Source organism: Leucobacter musarum subsp. musarum (genome assembly GCF_001273845.1).
Lineage (GTDB): Bacteria > Actinomycetota > Actinomycetes > Actinomycetales > Microbacteriaceae > Leucobacter > Leucobacter musarum.
On the sequence record NZ_JHBW01000110.1, the window covers coordinates 122,905 to 147,188 of the forward strand.

Below are 24,284 nucleotides of genomic sequence, written 5' to 3' on the forward strand. Positions count from 1 at the left end.
CGCTCGGTGCCGACGGTCACTCGCGATCAGGCGACCGGCAGCGGAGCCCCCGCCTGCTGGGCGTAGAGCGCGATCGCGGCGCGCGCGTCGGCAACGGTGATGCTGCCGCCGCCTGTGATGTGCAGGCCGTACGCGTCTTCGAGTGCCACGAAGTTCATGGCGACGACTTCGAGCGGGCCGGTGAGGTCGAAGTCTCCGGCGGCGACGCCCTCCGTGAGAATGTCGCGGTAGAGTCCGAGCTGCTCCCGGTACAGCTGCTGCACGAGTTCGTCGTGCAGGTGCGACTTGCCGCCGAGTACGTCGAACTCGTAGAGCAGGCTCATGAGGGCGTCGTCGGGTCCGGTCGGCAGCCCCGCGGTGATGGCGACGTCGAGCTTCGCTGGCGCGCCCGTTTGTTGTGCGACGAGGGCGACGCGCTCCGAGCCGACGCGCGCGAGGCCCGCGGCATGGGCTTCGACGAGGATCGCGTCGAGGTCGTCGTAGTAGTACAGCAGGGCGCCGCGCGTGACTCCGGCCTGGTTCGCGACGTCGGTCAACGAGAGGCTGCGAAGCCCGTGCTCGGCCGCCGCCGCGAGGGCCGCATTGACGACCTCCTTGCGGCGCTGCTGCTGGGTGCTCGGTCGTGCCATGCCTGCCAGTATGCCAGGGGAGTGGGCGATCCGGCGCACCGCAAGCGGCAAGAACCAGCCGAGCACAGCGCCATTATTTGACATCTGAGTAAATTAACTTACTCTTGAGTCAAAGAACTCGCCGGGGAGGCCGGCGAGCCGAGCGCGCAGGAGCAGACATGGCCGTCGACACCCTCTTCACCGGCGGAAGAATCCGCACCTTCGACCCCGCACAGCCGTGGGCCGAGGCCCTCGGGGTGACCGGCGATCGCATCAGCTACGTGGGGTCGGCCGCTGACGCGCCCGCCGCCCGCCGCACCGTGCATCTCGAGGGGCGCCTGCTCACGCCGGGCGTCGCCGATACCCACAACCACCTGCTGCTCGGCTTCGACGACCTCGCGGTCAGCCTCGACCAGGTGCAGAGCCTCGACATCGTGCGATCCCGCATCGCCGCCTTCGCCGAGACGCACCCCGAGCTCGACTGGATCTGCGCCGAAAACGCCCTCTACTCCGTCGTCGAGGGACGCCGCCCGCGCGCCGACGACCTCGTCGGCGTCACCGACAAGCCGGTATTCATCACGACCTACGACCAGCACTCGGTCTGGCTCAACCGCCCGGCACTCGCGAAGCTTGGCATTCTGCAGGGCGCCGACATTGCCTGGGGCAACCCCGAGATCGACGACGTCACCGGCGAACCCACCGGCTGGGTCACCGACTTCTACACGAGCGCGATGACCATCGACGGGCTCGCCGAGCTGCAGCGCGACATCCCGATGTACTCGCCCGACCGGCGCTACCGCAAGATCACGAACAGCCTGGAGATGGCCGCGCGATCCGGCATCACCACCGTTGTCGAACCGCAGGTGCCGCTCGCCGAGCTCGACCTCTTCGCCCGCGCCGAGCGCGAGGGCAAGCTCACGAGCCGCACCATCGCCGCGATCTACCACCCGGTCGGCGCCGACGGAGACTTCCGCGCACGCATCACCGAAGCGATTCGTGAGACGCCGCAGCACGAGCGCTTCCGTCTCGGCCCGGTGAAGCTGTACGCCGACGATGTCATCGAGCCGCACACCGCGGCGATGCTCGAGGACTACGCGAACCGCCCCGGCCACCGCGGCCGCCCGAGCCTTGAACCCACCGAGTTCACGAAGCTGTTCGTCGAGCTCGACCGTCTCGGCTACCAGGTGCACACGCACGCGACGGGGGACTGGGGCATTCGCCTCACGCTCGATTCGATCGAGGCCGCGCAGCGCGCGAACGGGCGCGGCGGAGTCGCGGCCGACACGCGCCACGGCATCGTGCACGTCGAATGCCTGGCCCCCGAAGACCTCGCGCGCTTCGCCGACCTCGGCGTCGTCGCCGCGATGCAGCCCCGCCACGCGTCGCCCGACCTCGTCGCCGGCACCTGGATGGAGAACGTCGGCGAGGTCCGGTGGGATCGCGCCTGGCGCTTCAAGTCGATGATCGAGTCGGGCGCCCGCGTCACGTTCTCGAGCGACTGGCAGGTGGGCGAGATGGATCCGCTGATCGGCCTCTACAGCGCCATGACCCGCGCCCGCCTCGACGGCGGCGACGCCTGGACCCTCGATGAGCGGCTCGACCTCGACCGCGCGCTCCGCGCCTACACGCTGGGCGGCGCCGAGGCGTTCCACCGTGAAGACGCCTTCGGCGTGCTCAAGGTCGGTGCGCTCGCCGATGTCGTCGCGTGGTCCGGTGATCTGTACGCGATGGAGCCCGCCGAACTGCTCGAGCACCGCGCCGAGCTCACGGTCGTCGGCGGCACCGCGATCCACGACGTGCGCGGTGAGCTCGACGGCGTCGCGGCCGCGGCGCGGGTGCAGGATCCGGCCGGCGCCGGCCAGGTCTGCGCCGAGCCCGCCGACGATCACCACTGCCACGCGCACGCGCACTGACCGCGAGCCCCACTCGCGAATCCTGAACACCTGAAGAAACCGAGGAACCCTGATGTCGACGTTGCCATCGCACTCCGCAGTCGCCGCCGGTGACGACCAGAGCGCGCACGCGATCACCGGAACTCCGGGCACCGAACCCGGTGGGCTCAAGCGCACACTGAAGCTGCGCCACCTGGTGTTCATCGGGCTCGCCTACATGGCGCCGCTCGCGGTCTTCGACATGTTCGGGATCGTGGCCGACGTCACCGGCGGTCACGTGCCGCTCGCGTACCTCGTTGTCATGATCGCGGTGCTCTTCACCGCTTTCAGCTACTCGCGGATGGTGCGCTTCTTCCCGATCGCGGGGTCGGCGTACACGTACACGAAAGAGGCGATCAACGCTCACCTCGGGTTCCTCGTCGGTTGGGTCGCGACGCTCGACTACCTGCTGCTGCCGATGATCAACGCGATCCTCTCGGCGATCTACATGACCGCGGTGATTCCCGGGGTTCCGTTCTGGGTGTGGGTGCTGCTCACGGTCGCGATCTGCACCGTGCTGAACCTCGTCGGCGTGAAATTGGCGGCGAGCATGAACGTCATTCTCGTCGGCATTCAGCTCGTCGTCGCGGTCGTCTTCGTCGTGCTCACCATCATCAACATCGTGAACGGCGCGAACGGGGCGGAGTTCACGGCGCGGCCATTCATCTCGAGCGATGTGCAGGGTGTGGCGATCGCCGCGGGGGCTGCGATCCTCGCCCTCTCATTCCTCGGCTTCGATGCGGTCTCGACGCTCGCCGAAGAAGCGGAGCGGCCCGAGCGCGATATTCCGCGCGCGATCTTCATCATCATCGCTGTCGCCGGGGCGTTCTTCATTACCGTGACCTACGTGATGCAGACCCTCTTTCCTGACGTCACCCAGCTCGCCGACATCGTCGGGGCCTCGCCCGAGATCGCGAAGTACATCGGCGGGGCGGCGTTCCAGGCGATCTTCGTCGGCGGCTACATGATGGCCGTGCTCGGCTGCGGCATCACCCAGCAGATGAGCGCCGCGCGCCTGCTCTACGCGATGGGCCGCGACGGCGCGCTTCCGCAGCGGCTCTTCGGCCGGGTGAACCCGCGCACGGGCGTGCCGGTCGCGAACGTGCTGCTCGTCGCCGCCGTCGCGCTGACCGCGCTCTTCGTCGACCTCGATCAGGCGGCCTCGATGATCAACTTCGGCGCGTTCATCGCCTTCACCTTCGTGAACCTTTCGGTGATCTTCGTGTTCTTCCGTTTCCTGCAGCGGCGCACGGCGGGGTCGTGGGTGACCTTCGTCGCGATCCCGGCGATCGGTGTGGCAATCAATGTCTGGCTCTGGCTGAGCCTCGACGCGATCTCCATGCTCATCGGCGGCATCTGGCTGCTGCTCGGCGTCACGTACTTGCTGATCTCCACGCGCGGGTTGCGCCGGGCCGCGCCCGACCTGACCGGGCCGGTCAATATCGCGATGTACGAGTAGCGAGGATCGTCGCACCGCGGAAAACGACGGAGGGGGCGGGATCGCACTGCGCGATCCCGCCCCCTCCGTCGTGAGCCGGCACTCGGCCGGCGTTCCGATCAGCCGGCGTACGTGTCGACTGCGAGGATCTTGACGCCGATCTGATTGCCGTTAGGAGCCGCATAGCTGACCTCTTCGCCCACCTTGCGGCCGAGAATGGCGGCGCCCAGCGGGCTCTCCGCGCTGTACACGTCGAGGTCGGAGCCGTTCGCGAGCTCGCGGTTGCCGAGCAGGAAGCGCTCTTCGTCGCCGAAGATGTCTGCGGTGACGACGGTGCCGATCTCGACGACGCCGCTCGCCTGCGGAGCCTCGCCGACGACAACGTGCTTCAGCAGCTCTTCGAGGTCGCGAATGCGCGCCTCCATCTTGCCCTGCTCGTCTTTGGCGGCGTGGTAGCCGCCGTTCTCCTTGAGGTCGCCCTCTTCGCGAGCCGCCTCGATGCGCGCAGCGATCTCCTTGCGGCCCGCACCGGTGAGCTGCTCCAACTCACCGTTGAGTCGGTCGAAGGCTTCCTGGGTCAGCCAGGTCTGGGTGGGCTCGGCCATAGTCGATCCTCGTTTCAGATGAGTGCCGGCAGTGCCGGAGGGGTCGCGCGAGATATACGCAACGCCCTGAATGACCAGGGCGCAACTTCCAGGATATCAGGAGCGCGCTCCAGATGTCAGGCCGTGGCGCGCTCCTCGATGACCCAGCATTCCTGCACAGTGACGGCAGTGGCAGGATTCGTGGTGATGACGCGGGTGGTGACGGTGTGCGAGGTCGCGTCGGAGACAGGCACCTCGACGACCTTCCACCCGACCGGCGCCTTCGCCTTGTTCAAGGCTTCGATCGCGCAGGCCACGGGAGTGTTCGCCGGGGCTGTCACGATGAACTTGGCGTCAACGCTCGCATCGCCGTTCTTCGTGTACCCGATGTCTTGCGCAGAGACCTGGCTGGTCTGCTGCCACCCGCTGAAGGCGAGGAAGGCGACGCCGCCCGCGACAAGCGCCACAGCGGCGCCCCAGGCGAATCGTCGATCGAAGCTGCGTCGACGGCTCGTGCCGTAGCGATCTTCCAGCGACTGCGTCGCCAAAGTCGCCGAACCTTGAGCGATCGGGGTCGAACCAGCGGCCTCTGGCACGGCATCCTCCGATCTGCCCTGGGTAAACTGGGTGTCTGTTGCCAGAGTACCGGGAAGCGCCCGGGAAGCATGTGAGAGGACCCTCATGACGCTCAGGTTGATCGCGGTGCACGCGCACCCCGACGACGAGTCCAGCAAGGGTGCCGCGACGTACGCGCATTACGTCGAGTCGGGCGTCGAGGTGCTCATTGTGAGCTGCACCGGGGGCGAGCGCGGCGATCTGCTGAACGAGCTCGTCGCGCGCGATCCGAAGAGCCGGCGCGATCTGCCCGGTCTGCGCCGTGACGAGATGGCGCGCGCACGAGACATCATCGGCTTCCGCCACACGTGGCTCGGGTACCAAGACTCGGGGTTGCCCGAAGAGGGTGAGGGCGTGCCCGAAACGTCATTCGCCGGCATCCCGGCAGAGGTGTCCGCCGAAGCGCTCGTGCGCGTCGTGCGCGAGTTCCGCCCGCACGTCATGATCACGTACAACGAGCAGGGTGGCTACCCGCACCCTGACCACATCCGCTGCCACGAGATCAGCCGTCGCGCGTGGGAGCTTTCGGGCGACCCCGAGGCTTACCCTGATGCCGGGGAGCCCTGGGAGATGTCGAAGCTCTACTACGAAGAGATCTTCAACGCGAAGCGCGTCGAGACGATCTACCAGTGGCTGACCGACAACGACCCGTCGTCGCCGATCATCGAGCAGTTCAGCGAAATTCGCGAGTGGATGATGCGTCGCCCCTACGTGGGCACCGCGAGCGTCGACGTGGGGCGCTTCTTCGAGCGCCGTGACGAGGCATTGCGCGCCCACGCGAGCCAGGTGCCGCCCGACAGCACGTTCTTCTTCTGGCCGAACGAGCTGCAGCGTCAGGCCTGGCCGTTCGAGGACTACCGACTGGCCGCCTCTCGCGTGGCGACCAGCGAATTCGAAGCTGACTTGTTCCAAGGAATCGAGGAGGGCGCATGAGCCTGCTGTTCACCATCGCCCGCGCCGCCGAAGACACCGAATTCGACCCGAACACCGTCAGCCCCGGTGTTGCCGGGTTCTTCGCCGTCGCGGCGCTCGCCGTCGGCATCATCCTGCTCGGGTTCAACATGGTGCGTCGCCTGCGTCGCAACAGCTATCGCGCCGATATTCGCGAGCAGATCGAGCTCGAACTGGCCGAGCAGCAGGGTGGCATCGACGCTGCCGATCCTGCGCAGCCCGCCGATCCGGAATCCGGGCAGCGGAGCTGACCGCGTGAGCGGCGGCTGGATCCCCGGCCCCGACGAGGAGCCGGCAGACTTCGACTTCGGCGACGACGAACGCTGGCCCGGTGAGGCCTGGGGCGCGCCGCCGCCCGGAAACGTGGCGTACGGTGCGCCGTCGGCGATCCCGCAGCAGCGCACTGCGGCTCCGGCCACCGCGCCCGCCATCGCCTCGGGCAGCGGGCCGCACGTCGGTCAAGATCCGCGCGAGGTGCTCGCCGAGGTCTTCGGCTACGACGCGTTCCGCGGTGAGCAGGAAGAGATCATTCGGCAGGTGATCGGCGGCGGCGACGCGGTCGTGCTGATGCCGACCGGTGGCGGCAAGTCGATCTGCTACCAGATTCCCGCGCTCGTGCGCGAGGGCACCGGCATCGTGCTGTCGCCGCTCGTCGCCCTGATGCACGATCAGGTCGCGGCCCTGCAGCTCGTCGGCGTGCGCGCGGCCGCACTGAACTCGGCGATGTCGATCGAGGATCGCCGCGCCGTCGAGCAGGCCTACCGCGAGGGGCAGCTTGACGTGCTCTACCTCGCGCCCGAGCGCCTGTCTGCTCCCGGCACGGTCGAGCTGCTCGCGCAGGGCCGCATCGCGCTCTTCGCGATCGACGAAGCCCACTGCGTGTCGCAGTGGGGGCACGACTTCCGCCCCGACTACCTGCGACTCGGCGCGCTCGCGGAGCGCTGGCCCGACGTGCCGCGCATCGCACTCACCGCAACGGCGACGCCCGAAACGCACCAGGAGATCACCGAGCGCCTGCATCTGCAGCGCGCGCGGCACTTCGTGTCGAGCTTCGATCGCCCGAACATTCGCTACCGCATCGAATCGAAGCAGAACGCGCGGGCGCAGCTGATCCAATTCGTGAGCGGCGAGCACGCCGGCGAGGCGGGCATCGTCTACGCGCTGAGCCGCAAGCGTGTGGAGCAGACGGCGGCTGCGCTGCGCGACGTCGGCGTCGACGCCGTCGCATATCACGCCGGGCTGCCGGCGCATGTGCGCCTCGACGCGCAGACGCGCTTCCTGCGCGAAGACGGCGTCGTGGTGGTCGCGACGATCGCGTTCGGCATGGGCATCGACAAGCCCGACGTGCGGTTCGTGGCGCACATCGATTTGCCGAAATCGGTAGAGGGGTACTACCAGGAGACCGGCCGTGCGGGCCGCGACGGCCTGCCATCGGAGGCATGGCTCGCGTACGGGCTGCAAGACGTGGTGCAGCAGCGCCAGATGATCGAGTCGGGCGACGGCGATCAGGTAACGCGCGCCAGCCAGACGCGGCACCTCAACGCGATGCTCGCGCTGTGCGAGGGCGTGGCCTGCCGGCGCGTGTTCCTGCTCCGCTACTTCGGTCAGGAGCGCAGCGAGGCCTGCGGCAACTGCGACGTCTGCCTGAACCCGCCGAAGCTGTGGGACGCGACCGTGCCGTCGCAGATGCTGCTGTCGACCGTCATTCGCACGGAGAAGGAGCGCCGCCGCACCTACGCGGCCGGTCAGCACATCGACGTGCTGCGCGGCGTCTCGTCGGAGCGCGCGACGCAGATGCGACTCGACGAGCTTTCGACGTGGGGCATCGGTACCGAGTGGTCGGTGGCGCAGTGGCGCGGCGTGGTGCGGCACCTGCTCGCGGCCGGGCTCATCGAAGCCCGCGGCGAGTGGGGCGTGCTCGCCCCAACCGAGGCGTCGAAGCCGGTGCTGCGCGGCGAGGAGCAGGTGCACATGCGCGAGGAGGTTGTGACCCGCGCCGCGAGTGGCGGTCGTAGCAGCCGAGCGTCGCGCGGGGCCGTCGGCGAGAAACGATCGGCCGCGGCCGCAGATCTGTCGCCCGATCAGGCTGAGGTATTCGAGCGCCTTCGCGCGTGGCGAGCCGGCGAGGCGCGCACCCAGGGCGTGCCCGGGTACGTGGTGTTCGGCGACGCGACCCTCGCGGCGCTCGCCGTGCACCAGCCGACGAGCGACGACGAACTGCTCGCCATCTCTGGGATCGGGCAGGTCAAGCTCGAGCGCTACGGCGCTGCCGTGCTCGAGACGCTCGCGGCCGGTTAGCGCGCGGCCGGCGAGCTTGCGGTGTCGGCCTTGGCGACGTTGAACGACAACCATTCGTCCCAGGTCGACCCGGTACCGCTCACCAGTTCGGGGTGCGCCACCGACGCGGTGAGCCCGAGCAGGTAGAGGTCGACGTGCCGCAGGTGGATCTCCGTGGTGCGCTCGCGCGCGGCCGGCAGATTCGGGCGCAGGTGCGCGACGGCGAGCATGAGGTCGGCTGCGGTGTAGGCGTTCGGGATCAGCCCGGCCGCCGCGTCCTGCGCGACCAGGGCGTCGAGACCCGCGTGCAGCTCTTCGGCGAGCCGATCGATCTCGGGTGACGACACCGCTTGGCGCCAGGAGCCGACCATGAGCGGCGACGCCGCCTCACTGATGTGCCGGCGCAGGAAGCGGGCAACGGCAGACCCCTCGCCCGGGAGGCTCGCGCGAGCCACGTCGGTGATGTCGGAGATCGCGAGCGTGCGCAGGTGCAACACGAGGTCGTCTTTGCTGGGGAACCGGCGGTAGATGCTGGCGATGCCGATGCCGGCGTGCTCGGCCACCGCTGACATCGGGGCCTGCCAGCCGCGCTGCGAGAACACCTCGCGCGCGGCCTGCATCAGGATGCGGTCGTTGTCGCGGGCCTCTCGTGCGCGTCCGCGCAGGGGAGCGGCGTCGTCGCCACTCGACTCGGGCCGTGTCGGCTCCGTCTGCTGACTCATGGCTTCCATCGTACCGAGGGCGGTATTACGATTCTAAATCGGAACGAATCATTCCGTTCCGATCTTGAAAGGATGCCATGACCGCGCAGACCGCCCCGAATCCGACGATCGCCGTGCCCGATGTGGCTGCCCCTGCACGGGGCGCGCTCGCGCCGGGCGTCGCCCCACCCGCCGGGTTCACCCTCGCGCTCGCATCGGCGGTGCTGGCCTTCTCGATGATGCAGACACTGCTCGTGCCGGCGCTTCCGGTCTTCGCCGAGCAACTCGGCGTCGACGGGGCCACGGCCGGGTGGATCCTCACCGCATATCTGCTGAGCGGGGCCATCGCCGCACCCGTCATCGGCTCGCTCGGAGACCGATTCGGCCACCGGCGCACGCTCGTGGTCGCGATGCTCGTGTTCGTGCTCGGCGCCGCGCTCGCCGCCGCCAGCGCATTGATCTCGGCAGCGGCCGCGTTCCCGCTGCTGCTCGTGGGGCGCGTGCTCCAAGGGGCGGCCACCGCCTCATTCCCACTCGCGGTCGCCATCGTGCGCGTGCGGCTCACCGGTCGCGCGCAGGCCAGTGCGATCGGCTGGCTGTCGGGCACACTCGGGCTCGGCGCCGGTCTCGCGCTGGTCGTCGGCGGCGCAATCACCGACCTGCTGAGCTGGCCGTGGCTGTTCGTTGCGGGCGGCGCCCTCGGCCTGGTGTCGGTGCTGCTGGTCCTGTGGCGTGTGCCGGCCGCGGCCCCGCGTGCGGCCGGATCCCGACCCGACTGGGCCGGCATCGTACTGCTGGTGACGACGCTGCTGCCGCTGCTGCTCGTCGTGTCGCAGGGCGCCCGGTGGGGGTGGGGCGCACCCGCCACGATCGCGCTTGCCGTGGTCGCCGTGCTGAGCCTGGTCGCGCTCGTGCTCGTCGAGCGCCGGGTCGCGGCGCCGCTTGTGGATCTCGCCCTCGTCACGCACCGCGCGCTCGCCGCGACGAACGTGCTTACCCTCTTCCTCGGCTTCATTCCGTACGCGTTCTACGTCGGCCTGCCGGTGCTGCTGCAGGCGCCGGTGCTGCTGCAGGCGACGGTGCTGCCGGGGGCGTCGAGTGCCGGTCACGGTCTCGGAGTCACCGCGACCGGAGCGGCGCTGCTACCGGGGGCCGTGCTCGTCTTTCTCGGCGGGCGCTTCGCGCCGTGGCTGCTCGGACGACTCAGCGGACGGGTGGTCGCGGCGATCGCGCTTGGCGTGATGGTGATGGGCGGCCTCGGTATCGCGGCGCGGCCCGATTCCCTCGCCGTGGTCATCGGGTTCTTCTGCCTGATCGGCCTCGGCAACGGCATCGGGTTCGCCGTCATCGCCGAGCTCATCGCGGGCAACGTGCCCCCGGCCAGCATCGGCGCGGCCCTCGGCGTCAACGGCGTGCTGCGCACGGTCGGCTCGGCCTTCGGCACGCCGATCGCGACGCTGGTGCTCACCACCATCGGCGTCACGACGGCCGGGCAGCCGGGGGTCGAGACGTTCCGCGTACTGTTCGGGATCGCTGCCGCGGTCTCGCTCGTCGGCGTGGCAGCGGCGTTCCTCGTGCCGGCGCCGCGCCGCGAGTTCTGAGGGTTCACGTGCGCGCCCGCTGAGTGCGGGTTACCGGTGTGCCGGATCGACCGCGCGTCCGGTGTGCCACTCGACCAGCGTGTGCTCCCACGGCGTCGGCTCCAGCCCGAGTTCGGTCGTGAGGCGACCCGGCACAATGACGCTCGGGGCGGCCCAGAGGTACCGCTGATGCTGCATCTCGCGCATCATCGGCGAGAACGGCCCAGCGAGTGCGAAGAGTGTGTCGGGAATGCGGTGCGTGGTGCGCGCGGGCTTGCCGGCGACGCGTGCTGCATCGGTGGCCATCTGGCGCTGCGAGCGCGCGGCGTCGGTGGGCGCCGTGAGGCGAGTGTCGACGGTGCTCGCCAGTGGGATCGCGGCGATCATCGCGCGAGCGAGATCCGGGATCGTCGTGACGGCGTGCGGAGCGTCGGGATCGCCGAGCACCCATGCGCCGCGCCCGGCAGCGGAGGGCGTAAGTACCATGCCGAGCATCACCGATGACCGCGCGGTAGCCGTGGGGCCGACGAGATCCGAGGCGATCACCGAGGCCGTGCGCGCGGAGTGTGCTGCCCGAGCCGCGAGCAACTCGGCGCGCACCTCGCCGAGCGGGGAGACCGGTGCGAGGGGGAGGTGCTCGTGCAGCTGCACTGCACCGCGCCCGTAGGCGTAGACCGACTCCGGGAAGATGACCGGCACATCGAGCTCGGCGGCGATATCCATGACGGCGAGCTCGCGCTGGGGGAGTTCGCGGCGCCAGACCGGCGCGGAGTACGCCGCGTGGATGCAGTGAAAAATGACGTCGATCCTGCTGGTCTCCGTTGCGGCGCCCGTGGCGATCGCGCGCAGGCTGTCGCGGTCGCCCGCGTCGCCGCTGATGACGCGGGCCTTGGGAACAGCGCCACTGCCGCGGCGCAGCACGGTGACCTCGTGGCCGGCTGCGGAGAGTTCGCGGGCGAGTTGGGTGCCGATCTGACCGGCGCCGGTGATGAGTGCGTGCATGAGGGAAATCCATTCTGTGATCAGTGCTCACTAATTGATGGGATTCACCGTAAGGCGAAGTTTGCAAAAAATCAAGAGCACTGATCTCTGAATTGCATCGCGGGGTGCCGACTGCCACACTGGGGGCATGGAACGCCCCCGCCGCACCCACGCCGAGGCCCGCGCGCAGATGCGCGCGGGGATCCTGCGCCTCGGGCGGGCGCAGCTCGCCGACGTCGGCGCCGCAGGGCTATCGGTGCGCGAGATCGCCCGGGGGTTGGGTGTCGCCTCGTCGGCGATCTATCGGCACGTGGCGAATCGCGACGCGCTGCTCACCCTGCTCGTTGTCGACGCCTACACCGAGCTCGCCGATGCAGTCGATGCCGAGCTCGACGCGGCGGGTGATGCGGGAGTCGAGGGGCTCGCGCTTATCGCCCGGGCGACCCGCGCCTGGGGCGTCGCGCACCCCGAGTCGTGGGCGCTGCTCTACGGATCGCCCGTGCCCGGGTACGCGGCGCCCGCCGAGGAAACAACCCCTGCCGGCACGCGCGTGATGATGCGGTTCGTCGAGGCGCTCGCGGCCGGGGACCGTGCGGTGCGGCATGCTGAGCGGCCACCGGTCAGCGATGACTTCGCGGCTGTGCTCGCGCAGGGCGTCGCGGCGCTCCTCGGCGAGGCCGGCGCCGAGCTCACCGCCGAGGCACACGACGCACCAGGCTTCGCCGCCGACGCTGTCGAAGCCTGGTCGGCGCTCATCGGGCTCGTGAGCGCCGAAGTGTTCGAGCAACTCGGCAGCGTGCTGTCCGCCTACGGCAGCGAACTGCTCGAGCGCTGGATCACCGCGACCTCAGCGCGCTTCGGGCTCGCATGAGCGATCCCCAGTCTGTTGGTCGAGCGCTCACTGGTGCGGCGGCTGTGCCGGAGTTGCCGGAAGCGACGTCGCCAGCACGCGGCCTCGCAGTCGTGGTGATGGGGGTTGCCGGGTGCGGCAAGACCACGGTGGCCGCAGCCCTCGCTGAGCGCGTCGGGGGATCGTTCATCGAAGCCGACGCGCTCCACACGCCGGCAGCGGTGGCCCAGATGCGAGCCGGCGTGCCGCTCACCGACGTCGACCGCGCACCCTGGCTCGACCGTGTTGCCGAACGCATGCGCGACACCGCCGCGATCGGGTATGGGCCGGTGTTCACTGCGTGTTCAGCGCTGCGACGCAGCTATCGGGACCAGTTGCGCGCAGGCATTGGGCCCGGCTGTGCCGTCGTGTTCGTGCACCTCGAGGTGACGCGATCCGAACTCGCCGCGCGCATTTCGGCACGCCCTGACCACTTCATGCCCGTCGCGCTGCTCGACTCCCAGCTCGCGACGCTCGAACCACTCGGCGCTGACGAGCCGGGGCTCACGATCGACGGCGCGCTCCCCGAATCGCGCCTGCTCGACCCAATAGCGGCGCAGGTGCAGCGCTGGCGTTCGGCGGGCGGGGTGTTCGGCGCGAATTAACGCAAGAAGAACGGGTCGAGCGCGAGCAAGAGCGCGGCGGTCCAGTGGCACAGGAACGCGAGCACGGTGAGTGCGTGGAAGATCTCGTGGAACCCGAACACCCCGGGCACGGGGTTCGGTCGCTTGAAGCCGTAGACCGCGGAGCCGAGTGAGTAGAGCAGGCCGCCGACGACCACGAGCACCATCGCGGCGAGATTCGCGTGAGCGATCGCACCGAGGTACATGACTGCTGCCCAGCCGAGCAGCAGGTACAGCGGCACGTACAACCAACGAGGGGCACCGATCCAGAACACCCGGAACCCGATGCCCAGCAGCGCACCCGCCCACACCAATACGAGCAGCAGGATGCCCTGCGACGGTGGCAACGCGAGCAGAGCGATCGGCGTATAGGTGCCCGCGATGAGTACGAAGATGTTCGCGTGGTCGAGGCGCCTGAACACCTGCTTGGTCGTCGGCTTCCAATTGAAGCGGTGGTAGAGCGCCGAGACGCCGAACAGCAGCATGCTCGAGAGCATGTAAACGACCGAGGCCCATTTCGCGACCGCGCCGTGCGCGAGGCAGATGAGCACGATCCCCGCGGCGATGGTGACGGGGAACGTGCCCGCGTGAATCCATCCACGCCACCGGGGCTTCGCGTCGTCGGGCACACCGCCCGGCTGATCGTGCGCGTGATCGAGTGCATCGTCGAGCAGTGGAAGGGAGAGACTGTCGGGCTCCGGGAAGCGGCGCTCGCCGCCGGTGCCCGCAGTCGCCTCGCTTGCGCCCGCATCCGGCGTCGGTGATTCGGGCGCGGGCGAGCTCTGCGAGGTCATATCTCGAGTGTATGTTCGCTACAGCGTGGCGGGGGCATATATGTGGAGAACCCCCAGTCGCTCGGACGCGTCGCTGCCATCGCGCGTCGCAGACGAGCGGGGTGCGCCAAGCTGCCCGACCGGTACACTCGGAGGGTGAGTGCCCAGCCGTCGAAACCGCGGGCCGGTCTGCTCTACCGGCTGTATCAGCGACGCCTGCGTCACGAGATCGATCCGAAGCAGGTGCCGCACCACATCGCGGTGATCGTCGACGGCAATCGACGCTGGGCCAAGCAGCGGCTGCAAGAGCGCGCGGCGTTCGGGCACCGTGCCGGGGCGCGCAAGATTCCGGAGTTTCTCGGCTGGTGTGAAGAAGCTGGGGTCGGCACCGTCACGCTTTATCTGCTCTCGGCTGACAACTTGAACGCGCGCGACCGGCAAGAACTCGAAGACCTCTTCGGCATCATCGCCGAGCTCGCGGGCCTGCTCGCCGCGCATCCCGGGTGGCGCGTGAAGCACGTCGGCACCTGCGAGGGGCTCGCCCCCGAGCTCGCCTCGGCGCTGCAGGCGGCTGAAACGGCGACGCAGGATCGCGCGGGCCTGCACATCAACCTCGCCGTGGGCTACGGGGGCCGCAGCGAAATTACCGCCGCCATGCACAGCGTCATCGCCGAGCATCAGGCCGCGGGCGGCACCATCGACACGCTCGCCGAACGCCTCACGCCTGAGCTGATCGGCGAGCACCTCTGGACCCGGGGTCAGGCAGACCCCGACCTCGTCATTCGTACCTCGGGCGAGCAGCGGCTGAGCGACTTCATGATCTGGCAGTCGGCGCACTCCGAGTTCTACTTCGTCGAAGCGCTGTATCCCGACCTGCGCGAGGTCGACTTCCTGCGCGCCCTGCGCGACTACTCGACCCGCCAACGACGCCTCGGAGGGTGACTGTGACTCCCCAAAACCACCCGCGCGGTCTCCCGAATCTGTCGGGCCAGCGCGTGCTCATCACCGGTGCGTCCGGGGGAGTGGGCGGCGGCATCGCCCGCGCGTTCGTGCTCGCGGGAGCAAGCGTCGCCGTCCACTTCCGCGGGCTCACGCCCGAACCGGTGCGGGCCGGCGAGGCGCTCGTCGTAGAACTCGGCGAGCTGGCTGGTAACCGCGTCATCGGGGTGCGCGCCGATCTGAACGAGCCCGGTGCGGCAGCAAGACTGATCGCCGATGCGGTCGCCGGCTTGGGCGGGCTCGACGGCCTCGTGAACAATGCCGGCGTGCAACCCGTCACGCCGCTCGCCGAGACGACGCGCGCCGAGTGGGACGAGGTGCTCGGTACCAATCTCGGCGCCGTCTTCGAGCTGTCGCAGGCCGCGGCCGCCGCGATGACCGCTGAGCCAGGGGAGGCGGTCGACGGGGTGCCTGCGAATCGCTGGATCACGCACATCGCCTCCGTCGAGGCGTCGCGGCCGAGCCCGGCGCACGCGCACTACGCCGCAGCCAAGGCCGGTCTCGTGATGCACGCGCGCGCCGCAGCGCTCGAGCTCGGGCCGCAGGGCATCCGCGTGAACACGGTGTCGCCCGGGCTCGTCGATCGTCCCGGCCTTGCCGAGGCCTGGCCCTCTGGCGTCGAGAGCTGGACGCGCCACGCGCCGCTCGGTCGACTCGCGACACCGGCCGACATCGGCGGTGCCTGCGCGCTCCTCGCCTCTGACGCGGCGACCTTCATCACCGGCCAAGACCTGGCCGTCGACGGCGGCATGCTCGCGACGCCCGGGTGGTGAGCGCCGGGCGATCCGGCACTGCCACCCGACCCTGCTCACCCAGACACCTGACTCCCACCGCAGAACGGAGCCCCGCATGAGCGACATCGAGACCCCCCAGACCGCCGAGACTGACACCGTGCTCTTCGAAACGGTGCTGCGCGCCGACGCGATGCTGGCCCCCGGCGGCGTCATCGTCGACGCCGAGCTCGCGTTCGACAGCACGGGGCGCATCACCTATGCCGGATCCGCCCGCCCCGACGCAGAGTCTGCCGGCGACCGCGTGGTGCACGATCTTGCGGGGCACGTGCTCATGCCCGGGCTCGTGAACGGGCACACCCACTCGGCGATGACGCTGCTCCGCGGCGTCTCCGACGACGAAGGATTCATGCCGTGGCTCGCGGCCGTGCAGGCGCTCGAGCAGCACCTCACCCACGATGACGTCGCCGTGGGGCTGCAGCTCGCGATGGTCGAGATGATTGAGACGGGCACGACGGCGTTCGCCGACATGTATCACTGGGATGCCGAGCTTATCGAGCTGGTGCGCACCGCGGGCATGCGCGCGCTGATCGCGGTCGCCTCGTTCGCGCCCGACACCGTCGGGTTTCCAGGCGTCTCGCCCTGGAACGGCGCTGACGCGACGAACGAGACCGAGGCGCTGGCCGCGCGCTACGCCGACGATGCGCAGATCTCGATCGCCTACGGCCCGCACGCGCCCTACACCTGCCCGCCCGACTACCTGCGCGATATCGCCCGTCGAGCGGTCGAGCGGGGCATCCCGATTCACACACACATCTCCGAGTCGGCGGCCGAGGTCGCGCAGATTCAGGAGCAGTACGGTGCGACGCCGGCGGATCACCTCGACTCGCTCGGGCTCTTCGCAGCCGAGGTGCTCGCCGCGCACTGCGTGCATCTCACCGAGAGCGAGATCGCGCTCTTCGCGCGCACCGGCACCGCCGTCAGCCACAACCCGGTCTCCAACCTGAAACTCGGCAACGGTATTGCGCCGCTGCCCGAGTGGCAGGAGGTCGGGCTGCGCATCTCGCTCGGCACCGACTCGGTCGCGAGCAACAACACGCTCGACCTCTTCGAAGAGATCAAGACCGGCACGATTCTGCATCGCGGCGCTCGCCAAGATGCCGCAATCGTGCGCGCCGCCGACGTGCTCGACATCGCGACGCGACGCGGTGCCGAAGCGATCGGGTTCGCCGAGACCGGGGCGCTCGAAGCCGGGCGCCTCGCAGACGTGATCGCGCTCGACGTCACGGGATCCGCCGCCGTGCCCTTCGACGCCGCGTCGTTGATCTCCCACCTCGGGTTCGCGGCCACCGGTGCCGATGTGCGCCACGTCTTCATCGGCGGGCGCCACGTCTACGCGGAGGGCGAGCACCTCACGCTCGACGCCGACGCGATTAGCGCGCGGGCCGCCGCAGCGCGTGCACACCTCACCGCCGCCAGTCGCTCCGCTGAGTGACGCTGGCGCGATCCGGCACCACCCCCGAACACTGCTTCCCACCTCGCGCGATCGCTGCACGGCATCGCTTCGCTGTCACTGAAAGGCCCGTCATGCCCGTACGTCTTCCCTCCGATGCCGAACTTCCCCTGCTGCGCGCTCGGGTCTCCGATCTCGCCGATCGCGCGCTCGTCGTCGGCGACCCCGCCCGCGCTGCACGCGTCGCAGAGCGGCTCGACGATGTGCGCCAGCTCGCCGCGAACCGCGAGTACCACGTGTACGCGGGCACCTGGAAGGGCGTGCCCGTGACCGTCGCCTCGCACGGTGTCGGTGCTGCTGGTGCCGCGGTGTGCTTCGAGGAGCTCGCGCGCGGCGGCGTCACTCGCATCGTGCGCTCGGGTACCGCGGGCGGCATTCAGCCCGAGGTCGTTGACGGTGCGATCGTCGTCGCCACTGGTGCGGTGCGCGCCGACGGGGTGAGCCACCAGTTGGTGCCCACCGAGTTCCCGGCCATCGCGACCCCCGAGCTCACGATCGCGCTCAAGGCTGCCGCGGCCCAGACCGGGCTCGACGTGCACAGCGGCATCGTGCTCACCGGCGACATGTTTTACCCGAGCGAGGTCATCGTCGGCGTCGACCACCACGCCTGGCAGCGCGCCGGCATTGTGGCCGTCGAGATGGAGGCCGCGGCGCTCTTCGTCATCGCGTCGCTGCACGGCATCGAGTCGGGTGCCGTCTTAGCGATCGACGGCAACCCGCTCGCCGCGAAAGACGAAGCGATGGACGGGTACGACCCGTACCGCGAGATCGTGACGCGGGCCGTCGATGGTGCACTCACCGCCGCGCTTGACGTGTTGGTGGCGTGAGGTTGGGCGACACTGCTGCGGGTGGCGCTGCCGTGAGGACTCCGTTCTCGGCGGTGCTGTTCGACTGCGATGGCGTGCTCGTCGACTCGGAGACGATCACGCAGCGACTGCTCGCCGAGATGCTGCGCGAACTCGGGTGGGAGATCTCCGAAGCCGAGACCATCCGCACGTTCATCGGGCGCGCGCTGCGCGACGAATGGGAGGTGATTCTCACCCACACGGGTATTCGCATCACCGAAGACTGGATCGACGAGTTCCACGCCCGTCGCGATGACGCGCTGCGAGTCAGTGTGACTTCCATCGATGGAGTCCCCGAAATGCTTGCCGAGATTACGGAGCGCTTCGGCGACCGCATCGCGCTTGCATCCGGGGCAGACCGCGTCAAAATCGATATGCAGCTCGAGGTCACCAGTCTCGGTCGCTGGTTCGGAGATCGCGTGTTCAGCGGCATGGATCAGCCGCGCAGCAAGCCAGCCCCCGATGTGTACCTGGCGGCGGCCGCAGCGCTCGGCATCGACGCCTCGACCGCGCTGGTCGTCGAAGACACCGTCGCCGGGGTCACTGCGGGCATCGCCGCGGGAGCGACCGTCTTCGGGTTCTCGCCCGACAGCCCGGTCGCGACCGCACCCGATGCGTTGCGCGCTGCGGGCGCGACGCTGGTGTTCAGCAGCATGTCGGAGCTCGCGGGGCTCGTCGATGGCTGGGGCGCGGGGGAGTAGCTTTGCTGGCGCAGCCGCGCTGGCGCCGCGCGACAACGAACGCACCGGTTTCGCGCGAGTGCACCCCTGTGATGTGGGTACTCTCGCACGAAACCGGTGCGTTCGAGGGTGGGAAACCCAGGGCTCGAAGCTTGAGACCCGCGGCGTGCGCCTGGGCGGGGAGCCCTGCTGGGCTAGGCGATCCGCGAGCGATCGAATGCGTCGAGGCTGATGCCCTGCGCGAGCACGATCTTGGCCCACTCCTTCGCGGAGTGCAGGCTGTGGTCGCGGTAGTTGCCGCAGCTGACGGCTTCGGTGCCGGGCACGTCGTCCCAGGTCACGCGCTCCACGAGGTCTTCGAGTGAGCTCTTGATCGCCGCGGCGACGGTTTCAGCGCTCGGCTCGCCCCAGGCGATGAGGTGGAAACCGGTGCGGCAGCCGAACGGGGAGATGTCGATCAGCCCGTCGAAGCGGGTGCGCAGCAGCGCGGCGAGCGTGTGTTCGATGGTGTGCAAGCCCGCGGTCGGAATCTCGCCCTCGTTCGGTTGCACCAGGCGAATGTCGAAGTTCGAGATCGCGTCGCCCTTGGGGCCGCGTTCGACGCCGATCAGGCGCACGTATGGGGCCAGCACTTTCGTGTGGTCCAGGGAGAAGCTCTCGACTTCGGCAAGCTCGACATCACTCATGCGGCCCAGTGTATCCAGGGGATCCACTGGGCCGCATGGGCAATGGCGTCGCGTTACGCGGCGCTGATGAAGCGCAGCGTGTGCGAACGGTTACGCGGCGCGAGCGAGGTCGCGGCGCGTGAGCGCGATACGGGCGTGGTCGCCCGTGGGGAGCGGCGAGACGCGAACGTCCCAGCCGGCACGGTCGAGACGCTTCAGGTCGACGCGGGCGTCGCTGAGGCGATCGGTCTCGACCATGTACAGCGTGCGCCCCGAGCTGCGGTAGACGGAGCGGCGCTGCGCCCAGTCGGGCACGAGCATGTCGTCGGCGCCGCTGAGGGAGTGGTACGGGGTGCGCAACGTCGCGACGGGGCGCGCGGCTGCGGTGTTAGGCATACGGGTATGCGAAGTCATGGTGTTCCTTTCTGGCGCACCGTCATGGTGCGTATCCCGCCGAGCATGTCTCGGGGGTGGGCCCGCTCGGGGCCTCGCGCTGCATCGCGGGGGCTGCGTCGGCACAGCCCGATCGAGCCTGCAGCGTCTGTGGAACCTGCGGGATCGATGCGTGAGCGCATCTGCACCGGCCTCATCGGGAGGATCGACCTCGTGTAAAGGTCTGCGGTGCGGGTGGGTTTCGCTGCGATTGTCGCGGAGTTGAGGTGATCTCGACGTCCCGTTTCAGGGCGATCACGCGTACGGCTCGCGAACCCGACTCCCCAATATTAGAACAAGGTTTCGAAAAGCGCTAGTGTGGAGTCGAAAATTCCTGATCGACGGGCGTGCAAGCGCCGCTGGGAGCGCCGATGTCTGACCTCACCACCCTCCTCGTATTCGCGCATCGAGACGAGGCTTCGGCCTTCGCCGACGTGCCGCACCTCGTCACCGGGGTAGGCAAGATCAACGCCGCCGTCTCGCTCGCCGCCGAGCTCGCCGCGCGCCCGGTCGACCGGGTGATCGTGCTCGGCACCGCAGGGGTCGTGAGTGATGCGCCGGATCGCCCCTCGCTCGACGAGGTCTACCAAATTGCGGGGGTCGTGCAGCATGACTTCTCGCTACCCTCGCCCGAACTCACCCCGACCGGCGCGGTGATCCTGCCCGCAGAATCGACCGCGGTGATCGCCACCGGCGATGTCTTCGTACAGAACGACGACCAGCGGGCGACCATCGCCGGGCTCGGCGCGAACCTCGTCGACATGGAGGCGTACGCCTACGCGAGCGTGTGCGCGCGGTTCGGGGTTGCGCTGCAACTCTTCAAGATTCCATCGGACTTCGCCGATTCGTCGACCACCGATAAGGAGTGGGACACGATCGTCTTCCGCAAGAGCGAACAACTGCGCGCATTCTGGGAGGCGCGACTCGCCTGAGTCTGCACCGATTCGCAATGCGTACGCGAATCGCATAAGCTTTTCCGCGGTGACGTGTCCGAGCGGCCGAAGGTGCAACTCTCGAAAAGTTGTGTAGGGTAACCCCCTACCGTGGGTTCAAATCCCACCGTCACCGCCACAGAAAACCCCCTCTTTGTGAGGGGGTTTTCGCGTTGGTGCGGCTGGGCGTTCCGCTCGCGACGCCGCGCGTCACTCGGCTCGCGACGCCGCTCGCCCTTGCCGAATCGGTGTCACTTTGTGTCGTTCGGCGCGCCCACATCACTGATCTGAGAGCAATTTTTGACACCAATCCGTGAGCGGGCGGGCGGGCAGGCAGGCGGGCGGTGTGGGAGCGGTGCTGGAGCGCGAATGCACGTCGCTGGCCTATCTGACACCTGTCAGATAGAATGTGCGCATGGATGCCCGGTCGCTCCGCACGCGGAGCCAACTGCGCGCCGCGATCCTCACCCTGTCGACCGCGACGCCGATCGATGACATCTCCGTGGCGGCGATCTGCCGGGAATCGGCAATCACGCGTGACACGTTCTATCGGCACGCCAGCACCCCGGCGCACCTGCTCGGCGACGCACTCGCGCACGAGATCGATGCCGCGATGGAGGCGCTGCCCGCCGCGCAGACCATCGGCGATGGGGAGCGGCTGCTGATCGCGCATGTCGCCGAGCGCGCCGACATCTACCGTGGGGCGATGCGACCGACACTCGTCGCACCCGTGCGGAGTGCACTCGAGCAGTCCGTGCGGCACGGCCTCGAGACCTGGATCGCTCTGCGCCCGGCGATCCTGCCGCCCGCCCTGCGCGACGACGCCATCGGACAACGCATCGCCATCGCGTATGCCGCGTCGGGCACCGTCGGTGCCATTGAAGCGTGGCTGGCCGCGGGCACCGACGATATCGAACGTGCCGTCGAGATGATCCTCGCGGCATCCCCGGAATGGTGGCTGCGCTGATCCGCGGCCCGAACAGAAGGAGCACCCCATGCAGGCAGCACAGTTCTACGCGAAGGAAGACCTCCGCATCGTCGACGTCGAGGAGCCCACGCCGGGCCCGGGAGAGGTGAAGATTCGAAACGCCTTCGCCGGCATCTGTGGATCGGACCTGCACGTCTACTACTCGCCCGAAGCGGCGGGACTCGACTTCGATCACCCGCACCCGGTGACCGGTTCGACGCTGCCGCAGATTCTCGGTCATGAGTTCTCGGGCACCATCGTCGAACTCGGCGAGGGGGTCACTGACGTGGCGGTGGGGGATCGCGTCGCGGTCTGGCCGATCTACTATTGCGGCGAATGCCCGGCATGCGCTCAGGGCCTGTACAACGTCTGCCAAAAGATCGGCTTCCACGGGCTCAGCTCGCACGGCGGCGGCATGGCCGAGTTCACGACGGTACCGGCGAGCAAGGTGCACGTGCTGCCCGAGAACGTGGATCTGCGCATGGGCGCCCTCGTCGAGCCGATGTCGGTGTCGTGGCACGCGGTGTCGCGCAGTCACGTCAACGCGGGCCAGACGGCCATCGTCGCGGGTGCGGGTCCGATCGGTATCGGCGTCTGGTTCGCACTCAAGGCGCGCGGGGTGGATCGCGTGCTCGTCTCCGAGCCCAGCGCCGACCGCCGCGCGACCATTGCCGCACTCGGGGCGACCGTCGTCGACCCGGTGCACGAAGATCTCGCGGCGGCCGTTTCCAAGCTCACGGGCGGCGCGGGCGTCGACGTCGCATTCGACGCAGCGGGGGCCGGCCCAGCGATGACCTCGGCGCTCAGCAGCCTGACGCCGGGCGGCCGCGTCGTCGTGGTCGCGATTCACGAGCGTCCCATGGAGTTCTTGCCGACGCAGCTCGTCATGGGTGAGACGGAGATCGCCGGCGCGCTCGCGTATCTGCCCGAGGATTTTGACGCCGTGATCGCGGCGATGGCGGATGGCAAGTACGACACCACGGGGTGGGTGCAAGAGGTGCCGCTGAACGGTGTCGTCGACGCGATTCATGCGCTGCGCGGCGGCGTCGGAGCGAAGATTCTGGTGCAGGCCGGGCAATAACCCGCGCGGGATCAGCCGAGCGCGGCGTCGCTCATGCGATGCGGGGCGGTCCGCGGCCTCCGAATGTCGGCGGCCCGTCGTATCCTGCTTCCATGACCGACACCGCGCTCACCCCGGCTCAGCGCCTCGTCGTGACGATTGCCATACTCGCATCGTTCGTGACGTCGCTCGACATGTCGGTGACGAACGTCGCGCTGCCGCGCATCTCGGCCGACCTCGGCGGCGGCCTGGCAACGCAGCAGTGGGTAGTCGATGCGTACCTGGTCACGCTGAGCGCACTCATGCTGCTCGCCGGGTCGATCGCCGACGCGTATGGCCGCATCTTCATCATGCGCATCGGCCTCATCGGCTTCGGCATCGCCTCAATCGCCGTCGGCCTCGCCGTCACGCCCGAGATGATGATCGCCGCGCGAGCCTTGCAAGGGGCCGCGGGGGCGTTTCTCCTGCCCAGCTCCTTGGCACTCATCACATCGCGCGTCTCCGGCCCGGCGCAGGGCCACGCGATCGGGGTGTGGACGGCGGCGACGACCGGCGCGATGATCGTCGGTCCGTTGCTCGGCGGCGTCTTCACCGACTACCTGTCGTGGCGAATCGTCTTCCTCATCAACGTGGTGCCGATCGGGCTCACACTGTGGATGCTGCAGAAACTGCGCGGCACCGACGACCGACGGCGGGGCGTGCGCATCGACTGGCTCGGCGGCATCGGCGCCGCGCTCGGTCTCGGTCTCGCCGTCTGGGCGCTGATCGAAGAGCCCGCGCACGGTTGGGCGAGCCCCGTGATCTGGGTTCCGCTGAGCGTCGGGGCCCTGCTCCTGCTGGCCTTCCTCTGGTGGCAGACACGTGTGGCTTCGCCGATTCTTCCGCTCAGCCTGTTCCGCGTGCGCAACTTCTGGACGGGCAACCTCGCCACCCTTTTCATCTACGCCGCGCTCGCGCTCAACGGCTTCGTGGTCGGGGTGTACCTGCAAAATCCTGAGGGGCCAGCGCTTACAGCGACGCTTGCTGGGCTGGCGAGTCTGCCCATCACGATTCTGATGGTGCTGCTGAGCTCTCGCGCCGGAGCACTCGCCGGGCGGTACGGGCCTCGACTGTTCATGACCGTCGGCCCGCTCCTGCTTGGCATCGGGGCGTGGTTGCTGCTGCTCGTCGATACGCCGTTCTCGTACTGGACGCAGGTGCTCCCCACGATGCTCGTGATGGGCCTTGGCCTGTCGATCATGGTCGCCCCGCTCACCGCTGCGATTCTGGGGGCGATCGGCCCTGAGCGCAGTGGCATCGCCTCGGCGGTGAACAACGCGATCTCGCGCGTCGCCGGGCTCATCGTCATCGCCCTCCTGGCGACGATCGTCGGCGGCACGCTCGACCTTCGTGGGTTCCACACGGCAGCGCTCGTCACAGGGGCGCTCTTCATCGCCGGTGCCATTGTCTCGTTCCTCGGTATTCGCAATCCGTGTTCGACCGAGCGGGTCGAGGTCGTCGACGCCTGAG

General features: G+C 68.9%; 25 protein-coding genes and 1 tRNA gene. 18 read left to right on the forward strand and 8 right to left on the reverse strand.

Translation table 11 applies throughout. From position 1 onward, the window contains the following. Positions 1–26: 26 nt before the first annotated feature. Positions 27–629 carry a TetR/AcrR family transcriptional regulator gene (locus CH42_RS15300; protein WP_053354068.1) on the reverse strand — a complete coding sequence of 201 codons (603 nt, stop codon included), beginning with the start codon at positions 627–629 and terminating at the stop codon, positions 27–29. Positions 630–787: 158 nt separating this feature from the next. Here CH42_RS15300 and CH42_RS15305 point away from each other — a divergent pair, with 158 nt between their 5' ends. Then, positions 788–2,521 carry an amidohydrolase gene (locus CH42_RS15305; RefSeq protein WP_053354069.1) on the forward strand — a complete coding sequence of 578 codons (1,734 nt, stop codon included), beginning with the start codon at positions 788–790 and terminating at the stop codon, positions 2,519–2,521. Between the two features lie 52 nt (positions 2,522–2,573). After that, positions 2,574–3,998 carry an APC family permease gene (locus CH42_RS15310; protein ID WP_053354070.1) on the forward strand — a complete coding sequence of 475 codons (1,425 nt, stop codon included), beginning with the start codon at positions 2,574–2,576 and terminating at the stop codon, positions 3,996–3,998. 98 nt (positions 3,999–4,096) lie between these two features. Here the strand turns inward: CH42_RS15310 and greA are convergent, their stop codons facing one another. Together greA and CH42_RS15320 are read right to left on the reverse strand one after the other, a co-directional pair. Further along, positions 4,097–4,582, reverse strand: a complete 486-nt coding sequence (gene greA / locus CH42_RS15315; protein WP_053354071.1) for a transcription elongation factor GreA — start codon at positions 4,580–4,582, stop codon at positions 4,097–4,099. A 116-nt stretch (positions 4,583–4,698) separates the two neighbouring features. After that, on the reverse strand, positions 4,699–5,157 hold the full coding sequence (locus CH42_RS15320) for a DUF4307 domain-containing protein (protein ID WP_239684082.1): 459 nt from the start codon (positions 5,155–5,157) through the stop codon (positions 4,699–4,701). 85 nt (positions 5,158–5,242) lie between these two features. On the opposite strand from CH42_RS15320, the gene mca reads away from it, so the two are divergent. The 3 genes from mca to recQ are packed head-to-tail and all read left to right on the forward strand — an operon-like array spanning position 5,243 to position 8,425. Beyond that, entirely contained in the window at positions 5,243–6,109 is an 867-nt protein-coding gene (gene mca, locus CH42_RS15325) for a mycothiol conjugate amidase Mca (protein ID WP_082305379.1), read from the forward strand. Then, a complete protein-coding gene (locus CH42_RS15330) occupies positions 6,106–6,378 on the forward strand; it encodes a light-harvesting protein (RefSeq protein ID WP_053354072.1) in 273 nt (90 codons plus the stop codon). The genes mca and CH42_RS15330 overlap by 4 nt, the downstream gene beginning before the upstream one ends. A gap of 4 nt (positions 6,379–6,382) precedes the next feature. After that, the gene (gene recQ, locus CH42_RS15335) at positions 6,383–8,425 is read left to right on the forward strand and encodes a DNA helicase RecQ (protein WP_053354100.1); all 2,043 of its coding nucleotides are present in this window, start codon (positions 6,383–6,385) and stop codon (positions 8,423–8,425) included. Here the strand turns inward: recQ and CH42_RS15340 are convergent. After that, entirely contained in the window at positions 8,422–9,126 is a 705-nt protein-coding gene (locus CH42_RS15340) for a TetR/AcrR family transcriptional regulator (protein WP_053354073.1), read from the reverse strand. The two genes, recQ and CH42_RS15340, sit on opposite strands and share 4 nt — an antisense overlap. 77 nt (positions 9,127–9,203) lie before the next feature. Between CH42_RS15340 and CH42_RS15345 the strand changes: the two genes are divergently transcribed. Beyond that, on the forward strand, positions 9,204–10,706 hold the full coding sequence (locus tag CH42_RS15345; protein ID WP_053354074.1) for an MFS transporter: 1,503 nt from the start codon (positions 9,204–9,206) through the stop codon (positions 10,704–10,706). 30 nt (positions 10,707–10,736) lie between these two features. On the opposite strand, the gene CH42_RS15350 is transcribed toward CH42_RS15345, so the two are convergent. Beyond that, on the reverse strand, positions 10,737–11,687 hold the full coding sequence (locus CH42_RS15350) for an NAD-dependent epimerase/dehydratase family protein (protein ID WP_053354075.1): 951 nt from the start codon (positions 11,685–11,687) through the stop codon (positions 10,737–10,739). 127 nt (positions 11,688–11,814) lie between these two features. Between CH42_RS15350 and CH42_RS15355 the strand changes: the two genes are divergently transcribed. Continuing rightward, positions 11,815–12,537 carry a TetR/AcrR family transcriptional regulator gene (locus tag CH42_RS15355; protein ID WP_053354076.1) on the forward strand — a complete coding sequence of 241 codons (723 nt, stop codon included), beginning with the start codon at positions 11,815–11,817 and terminating at the stop codon, positions 12,535–12,537. Continuing rightward, positions 12,534–13,160, forward strand: a complete 627-nt coding sequence (locus tag CH42_RS15360) for a gluconokinase (RefSeq protein WP_082309491.1) — start codon at positions 12,534–12,536, stop codon at positions 13,158–13,160. The genes CH42_RS15355 and CH42_RS15360 overlap by 4 nt, the downstream gene beginning before the upstream one ends. On the opposite strand, the gene trhA is transcribed toward CH42_RS15360, so the two are convergent. Next, positions 13,157–13,972, reverse strand: coding sequence for a PAQR family membrane homeostasis protein TrhA (trhA, locus tag CH42_RS15365; RefSeq protein WP_082309492.1), 816 nt, complete (start codon positions 13,970–13,972; stop codon positions 13,157–13,159). The genes CH42_RS15360 and trhA overlap by 4 nt on opposite strands. Before the next feature lie 135 nt (positions 13,973–14,107). Between trhA and CH42_RS15370 the strand changes: the two genes are divergently transcribed. The 5 genes from CH42_RS15370 to CH42_RS15390 all read left to right on the forward strand — a co-directional run bounded on the left by CH42_RS15370 (position 14,108) and on the right by CH42_RS15390 (position 18,740). Next, positions 14,108–14,893: an isoprenyl transferase gene (locus CH42_RS15370; RefSeq protein WP_053354077.1), complete on the forward strand. Its 786-nt coding sequence runs from the start codon at positions 14,108–14,110 to the stop codon at positions 14,891–14,893. Positions 14,894–14,895: 2 nt separating this feature from the next. Further along, positions 14,896–15,723, forward strand: coding sequence for an SDR family NAD(P)-dependent oxidoreductase (locus tag CH42_RS15375; protein ID WP_053354078.1), 828 nt, complete (start codon positions 14,896–14,898; stop codon positions 15,721–15,723). Positions 15,724–15,799: 76 nt separating this feature from the next. Beyond that, a complete protein-coding gene (locus CH42_RS15380; protein ID WP_053354079.1) occupies positions 15,800–17,176 on the forward strand; it encodes an amidohydrolase in 1,377 nt (458 codons plus the stop codon). Between the two features lie 92 nt (positions 17,177–17,268). Next, on the forward strand, positions 17,269–18,021 hold the full coding sequence (locus CH42_RS15385) for a nucleoside phosphorylase (RefSeq protein WP_082309493.1): 753 nt from the start codon (positions 17,269–17,271) through the stop codon (positions 18,019–18,021). A 32-nt stretch (positions 18,022–18,053) separates the two neighbouring features. Then, entirely contained in the window at positions 18,054–18,740 is a 687-nt protein-coding gene (locus tag CH42_RS15390; RefSeq protein WP_053354104.1) for an HAD family hydrolase, read from the forward strand. A gap of 173 nt (positions 18,741–18,913) precedes the next feature. Here CH42_RS15390 and CH42_RS15395 read toward each other — a convergent pair whose 3' ends face one another. Both CH42_RS15395 and CH42_RS15400 read right to left on the reverse strand, forming a co-directional pair. After that, a complete protein-coding gene (locus CH42_RS15395) occupies positions 18,914–19,405 on the reverse strand; it encodes an S-ribosylhomocysteine lyase (RefSeq protein WP_053354080.1) in 492 nt (163 codons plus the stop codon). 90 nt (positions 19,406–19,495) lie between these two features. Beyond that, a complete protein-coding gene (locus tag CH42_RS15400; protein WP_239684083.1) occupies positions 19,496–19,780 on the reverse strand; it encodes a hypothetical protein in 285 nt (94 codons plus the stop codon). Positions 19,781–20,187: 407 nt separating this feature from the next. Here CH42_RS15400 and CH42_RS15405 point away from each other — a divergent pair, with 407 nt between their 5' ends. From CH42_RS15405 to CH42_RS15425, 5 genes are all read left to right on the forward strand, one after another. Beyond that, entirely contained in the window at positions 20,188–20,748 is a 561-nt protein-coding gene (locus CH42_RS15405; RefSeq protein ID WP_053354082.1) for a phosphorylase family protein, read from the forward strand. Between the two features lie 48 nt (positions 20,749–20,796). Next, positions 20,797–20,887, forward strand: a tRNA-Ser gene (locus CH42_RS15410). Between the two features lie 276 nt (positions 20,888–21,163). After that, positions 21,164–21,715 (forward strand): TetR/AcrR family transcriptional regulator, encoded by a 552-nt coding sequence (locus CH42_RS15415; protein WP_053354083.1) that lies wholly within the window; start codon positions 21,164–21,166, stop codon positions 21,713–21,715. 28 nt (positions 21,716–21,743) lie between these two features. Next, on the forward strand, positions 21,744–22,796 hold the full coding sequence (locus CH42_RS15420) for a 2,3-butanediol dehydrogenase (protein WP_053354084.1): 1,053 nt from the start codon (positions 21,744–21,746) through the stop codon (positions 22,794–22,796). A 92-nt stretch (positions 22,797–22,888) separates the two neighbouring features. After that, on the forward strand, positions 22,889–24,283 hold the full coding sequence (locus CH42_RS15425) for an MFS transporter (protein ID WP_053354085.1): 1,395 nt from the start codon (positions 22,889–22,891) through the stop codon (positions 24,281–24,283). Position 24,284 lies beyond the last annotated feature (1 nt).

Excerpts from the sequence above, each read along its gene's own strand:
- CH42_RS15405 (WP_053354082.1), top strand. The coding sequence starts at position 20,188 with ATGTCTGACCTCACCACCCTCCTCGTATTCGCGCATCGAGACGAGGCT.
- CH42_RS15300 (WP_053354068.1), bottom strand. The coding sequence starts at position 629 with ATGGCACGACCGAGCACCCAGCAGCAGCGCCGCAAGGAGGTCGTCAAT.
- CH42_RS15310 (WP_053354070.1), top strand. The coding sequence starts at position 2,574 with ATGTCGACGTTGCCATCGCACTCCGCAGTCGCCGCCGGTGACGACCAG.
- CH42_RS15380 (WP_053354079.1), top strand. The coding sequence starts at position 15,800 with ATGAGCGACATCGAGACCCCCCAGACCGCCGAGACTGACACCGTGCTC.
- CH42_RS15305 (WP_053354069.1), top strand. The coding sequence starts at position 788 with ATGGCCGTCGACACCCTCTTCACCGGCGGAAGAATCCGCACCTTCGAC.
- CH42_RS15415 (WP_053354083.1), top strand. The coding sequence starts at position 21,164 with ATGGATGCCCGGTCGCTCCGCACGCGGAGCCAACTGCGCGCCGCGATC.
- CH42_RS15395 (WP_053354080.1), bottom strand. The coding sequence starts at position 19,405 with ATGAGTGATGTCGAGCTTGCCGAAGTCGAGAGCTTCTCCCTGGACCAC.
- CH42_RS15330 (WP_053354072.1), top strand. The coding sequence starts at position 6,106 with ATGAGCCTGCTGTTCACCATCGCCCGCGCCGCCGAAGACACCGAATTC.
- CH42_RS15400 (WP_239684083.1), bottom strand. The coding sequence starts at position 19,780 with ATGCCTAACACCGCAGCCGCGCGCCCCGTCGCGACGTTGCGCACCCCG.
- CH42_RS15345 (WP_053354074.1), top strand. The coding sequence starts at position 9,204 with ATGACCGCGCAGACCGCCCCGAATCCGACGATCGCCGTGCCCGATGTG.
- greA (WP_053354071.1), bottom strand. The coding sequence starts at position 4,582 with ATGGCCGAGCCCACCCAGACCTGGCTGACCCAGGAAGCCTTCGACCGA.
- CH42_RS15385 (WP_082309493.1), top strand. The coding sequence starts at position 17,269 with ATGCCCGTACGTCTTCCCTCCGATGCCGAACTTCCCCTGCTGCGCGCT.
- CH42_RS15425 (WP_053354085.1), top strand. The coding sequence starts at position 22,889 with ATGACCGACACCGCGCTCACCCCGGCTCAGCGCCTCGTCGTGACGATT.
- CH42_RS15420 (WP_053354084.1), top strand. The coding sequence starts at position 21,744 with ATGCAGGCAGCACAGTTCTACGCGAAGGAAGACCTCCGCATCGTCGAC.
- CH42_RS15350 (WP_053354075.1), bottom strand. The coding sequence starts at position 11,687 with ATGCACGCACTCATCACCGGCGCCGGTCAGATCGGCACCCAACTCGCC.
- CH42_RS15360 (WP_082309491.1), top strand. The coding sequence starts at position 12,534 with ATGAGCGATCCCCAGTCTGTTGGTCGAGCGCTCACTGGTGCGGCGGCT.
- CH42_RS15340 (WP_053354073.1), bottom strand. The coding sequence starts at position 9,126 with ATGAGTCAGCAGACGGAGCCGACACGGCCCGAGTCGAGTGGCGACGAC.
- mca (WP_082305379.1), top strand. The coding sequence starts at position 5,243 with ATGACGCTCAGGTTGATCGCGGTGCACGCGCACCCCGACGACGAGTCC.
- trhA (WP_082309492.1), bottom strand. The coding sequence starts at position 13,972 with ATGACCTCGCAGAGCTCGCCCGCGCCCGAATCACCGACGCCGGATGCG.
- CH42_RS15355 (WP_053354076.1), top strand. The coding sequence starts at position 11,815 with ATGGAACGCCCCCGCCGCACCCACGCCGAGGCCCGCGCGCAGATGCGC.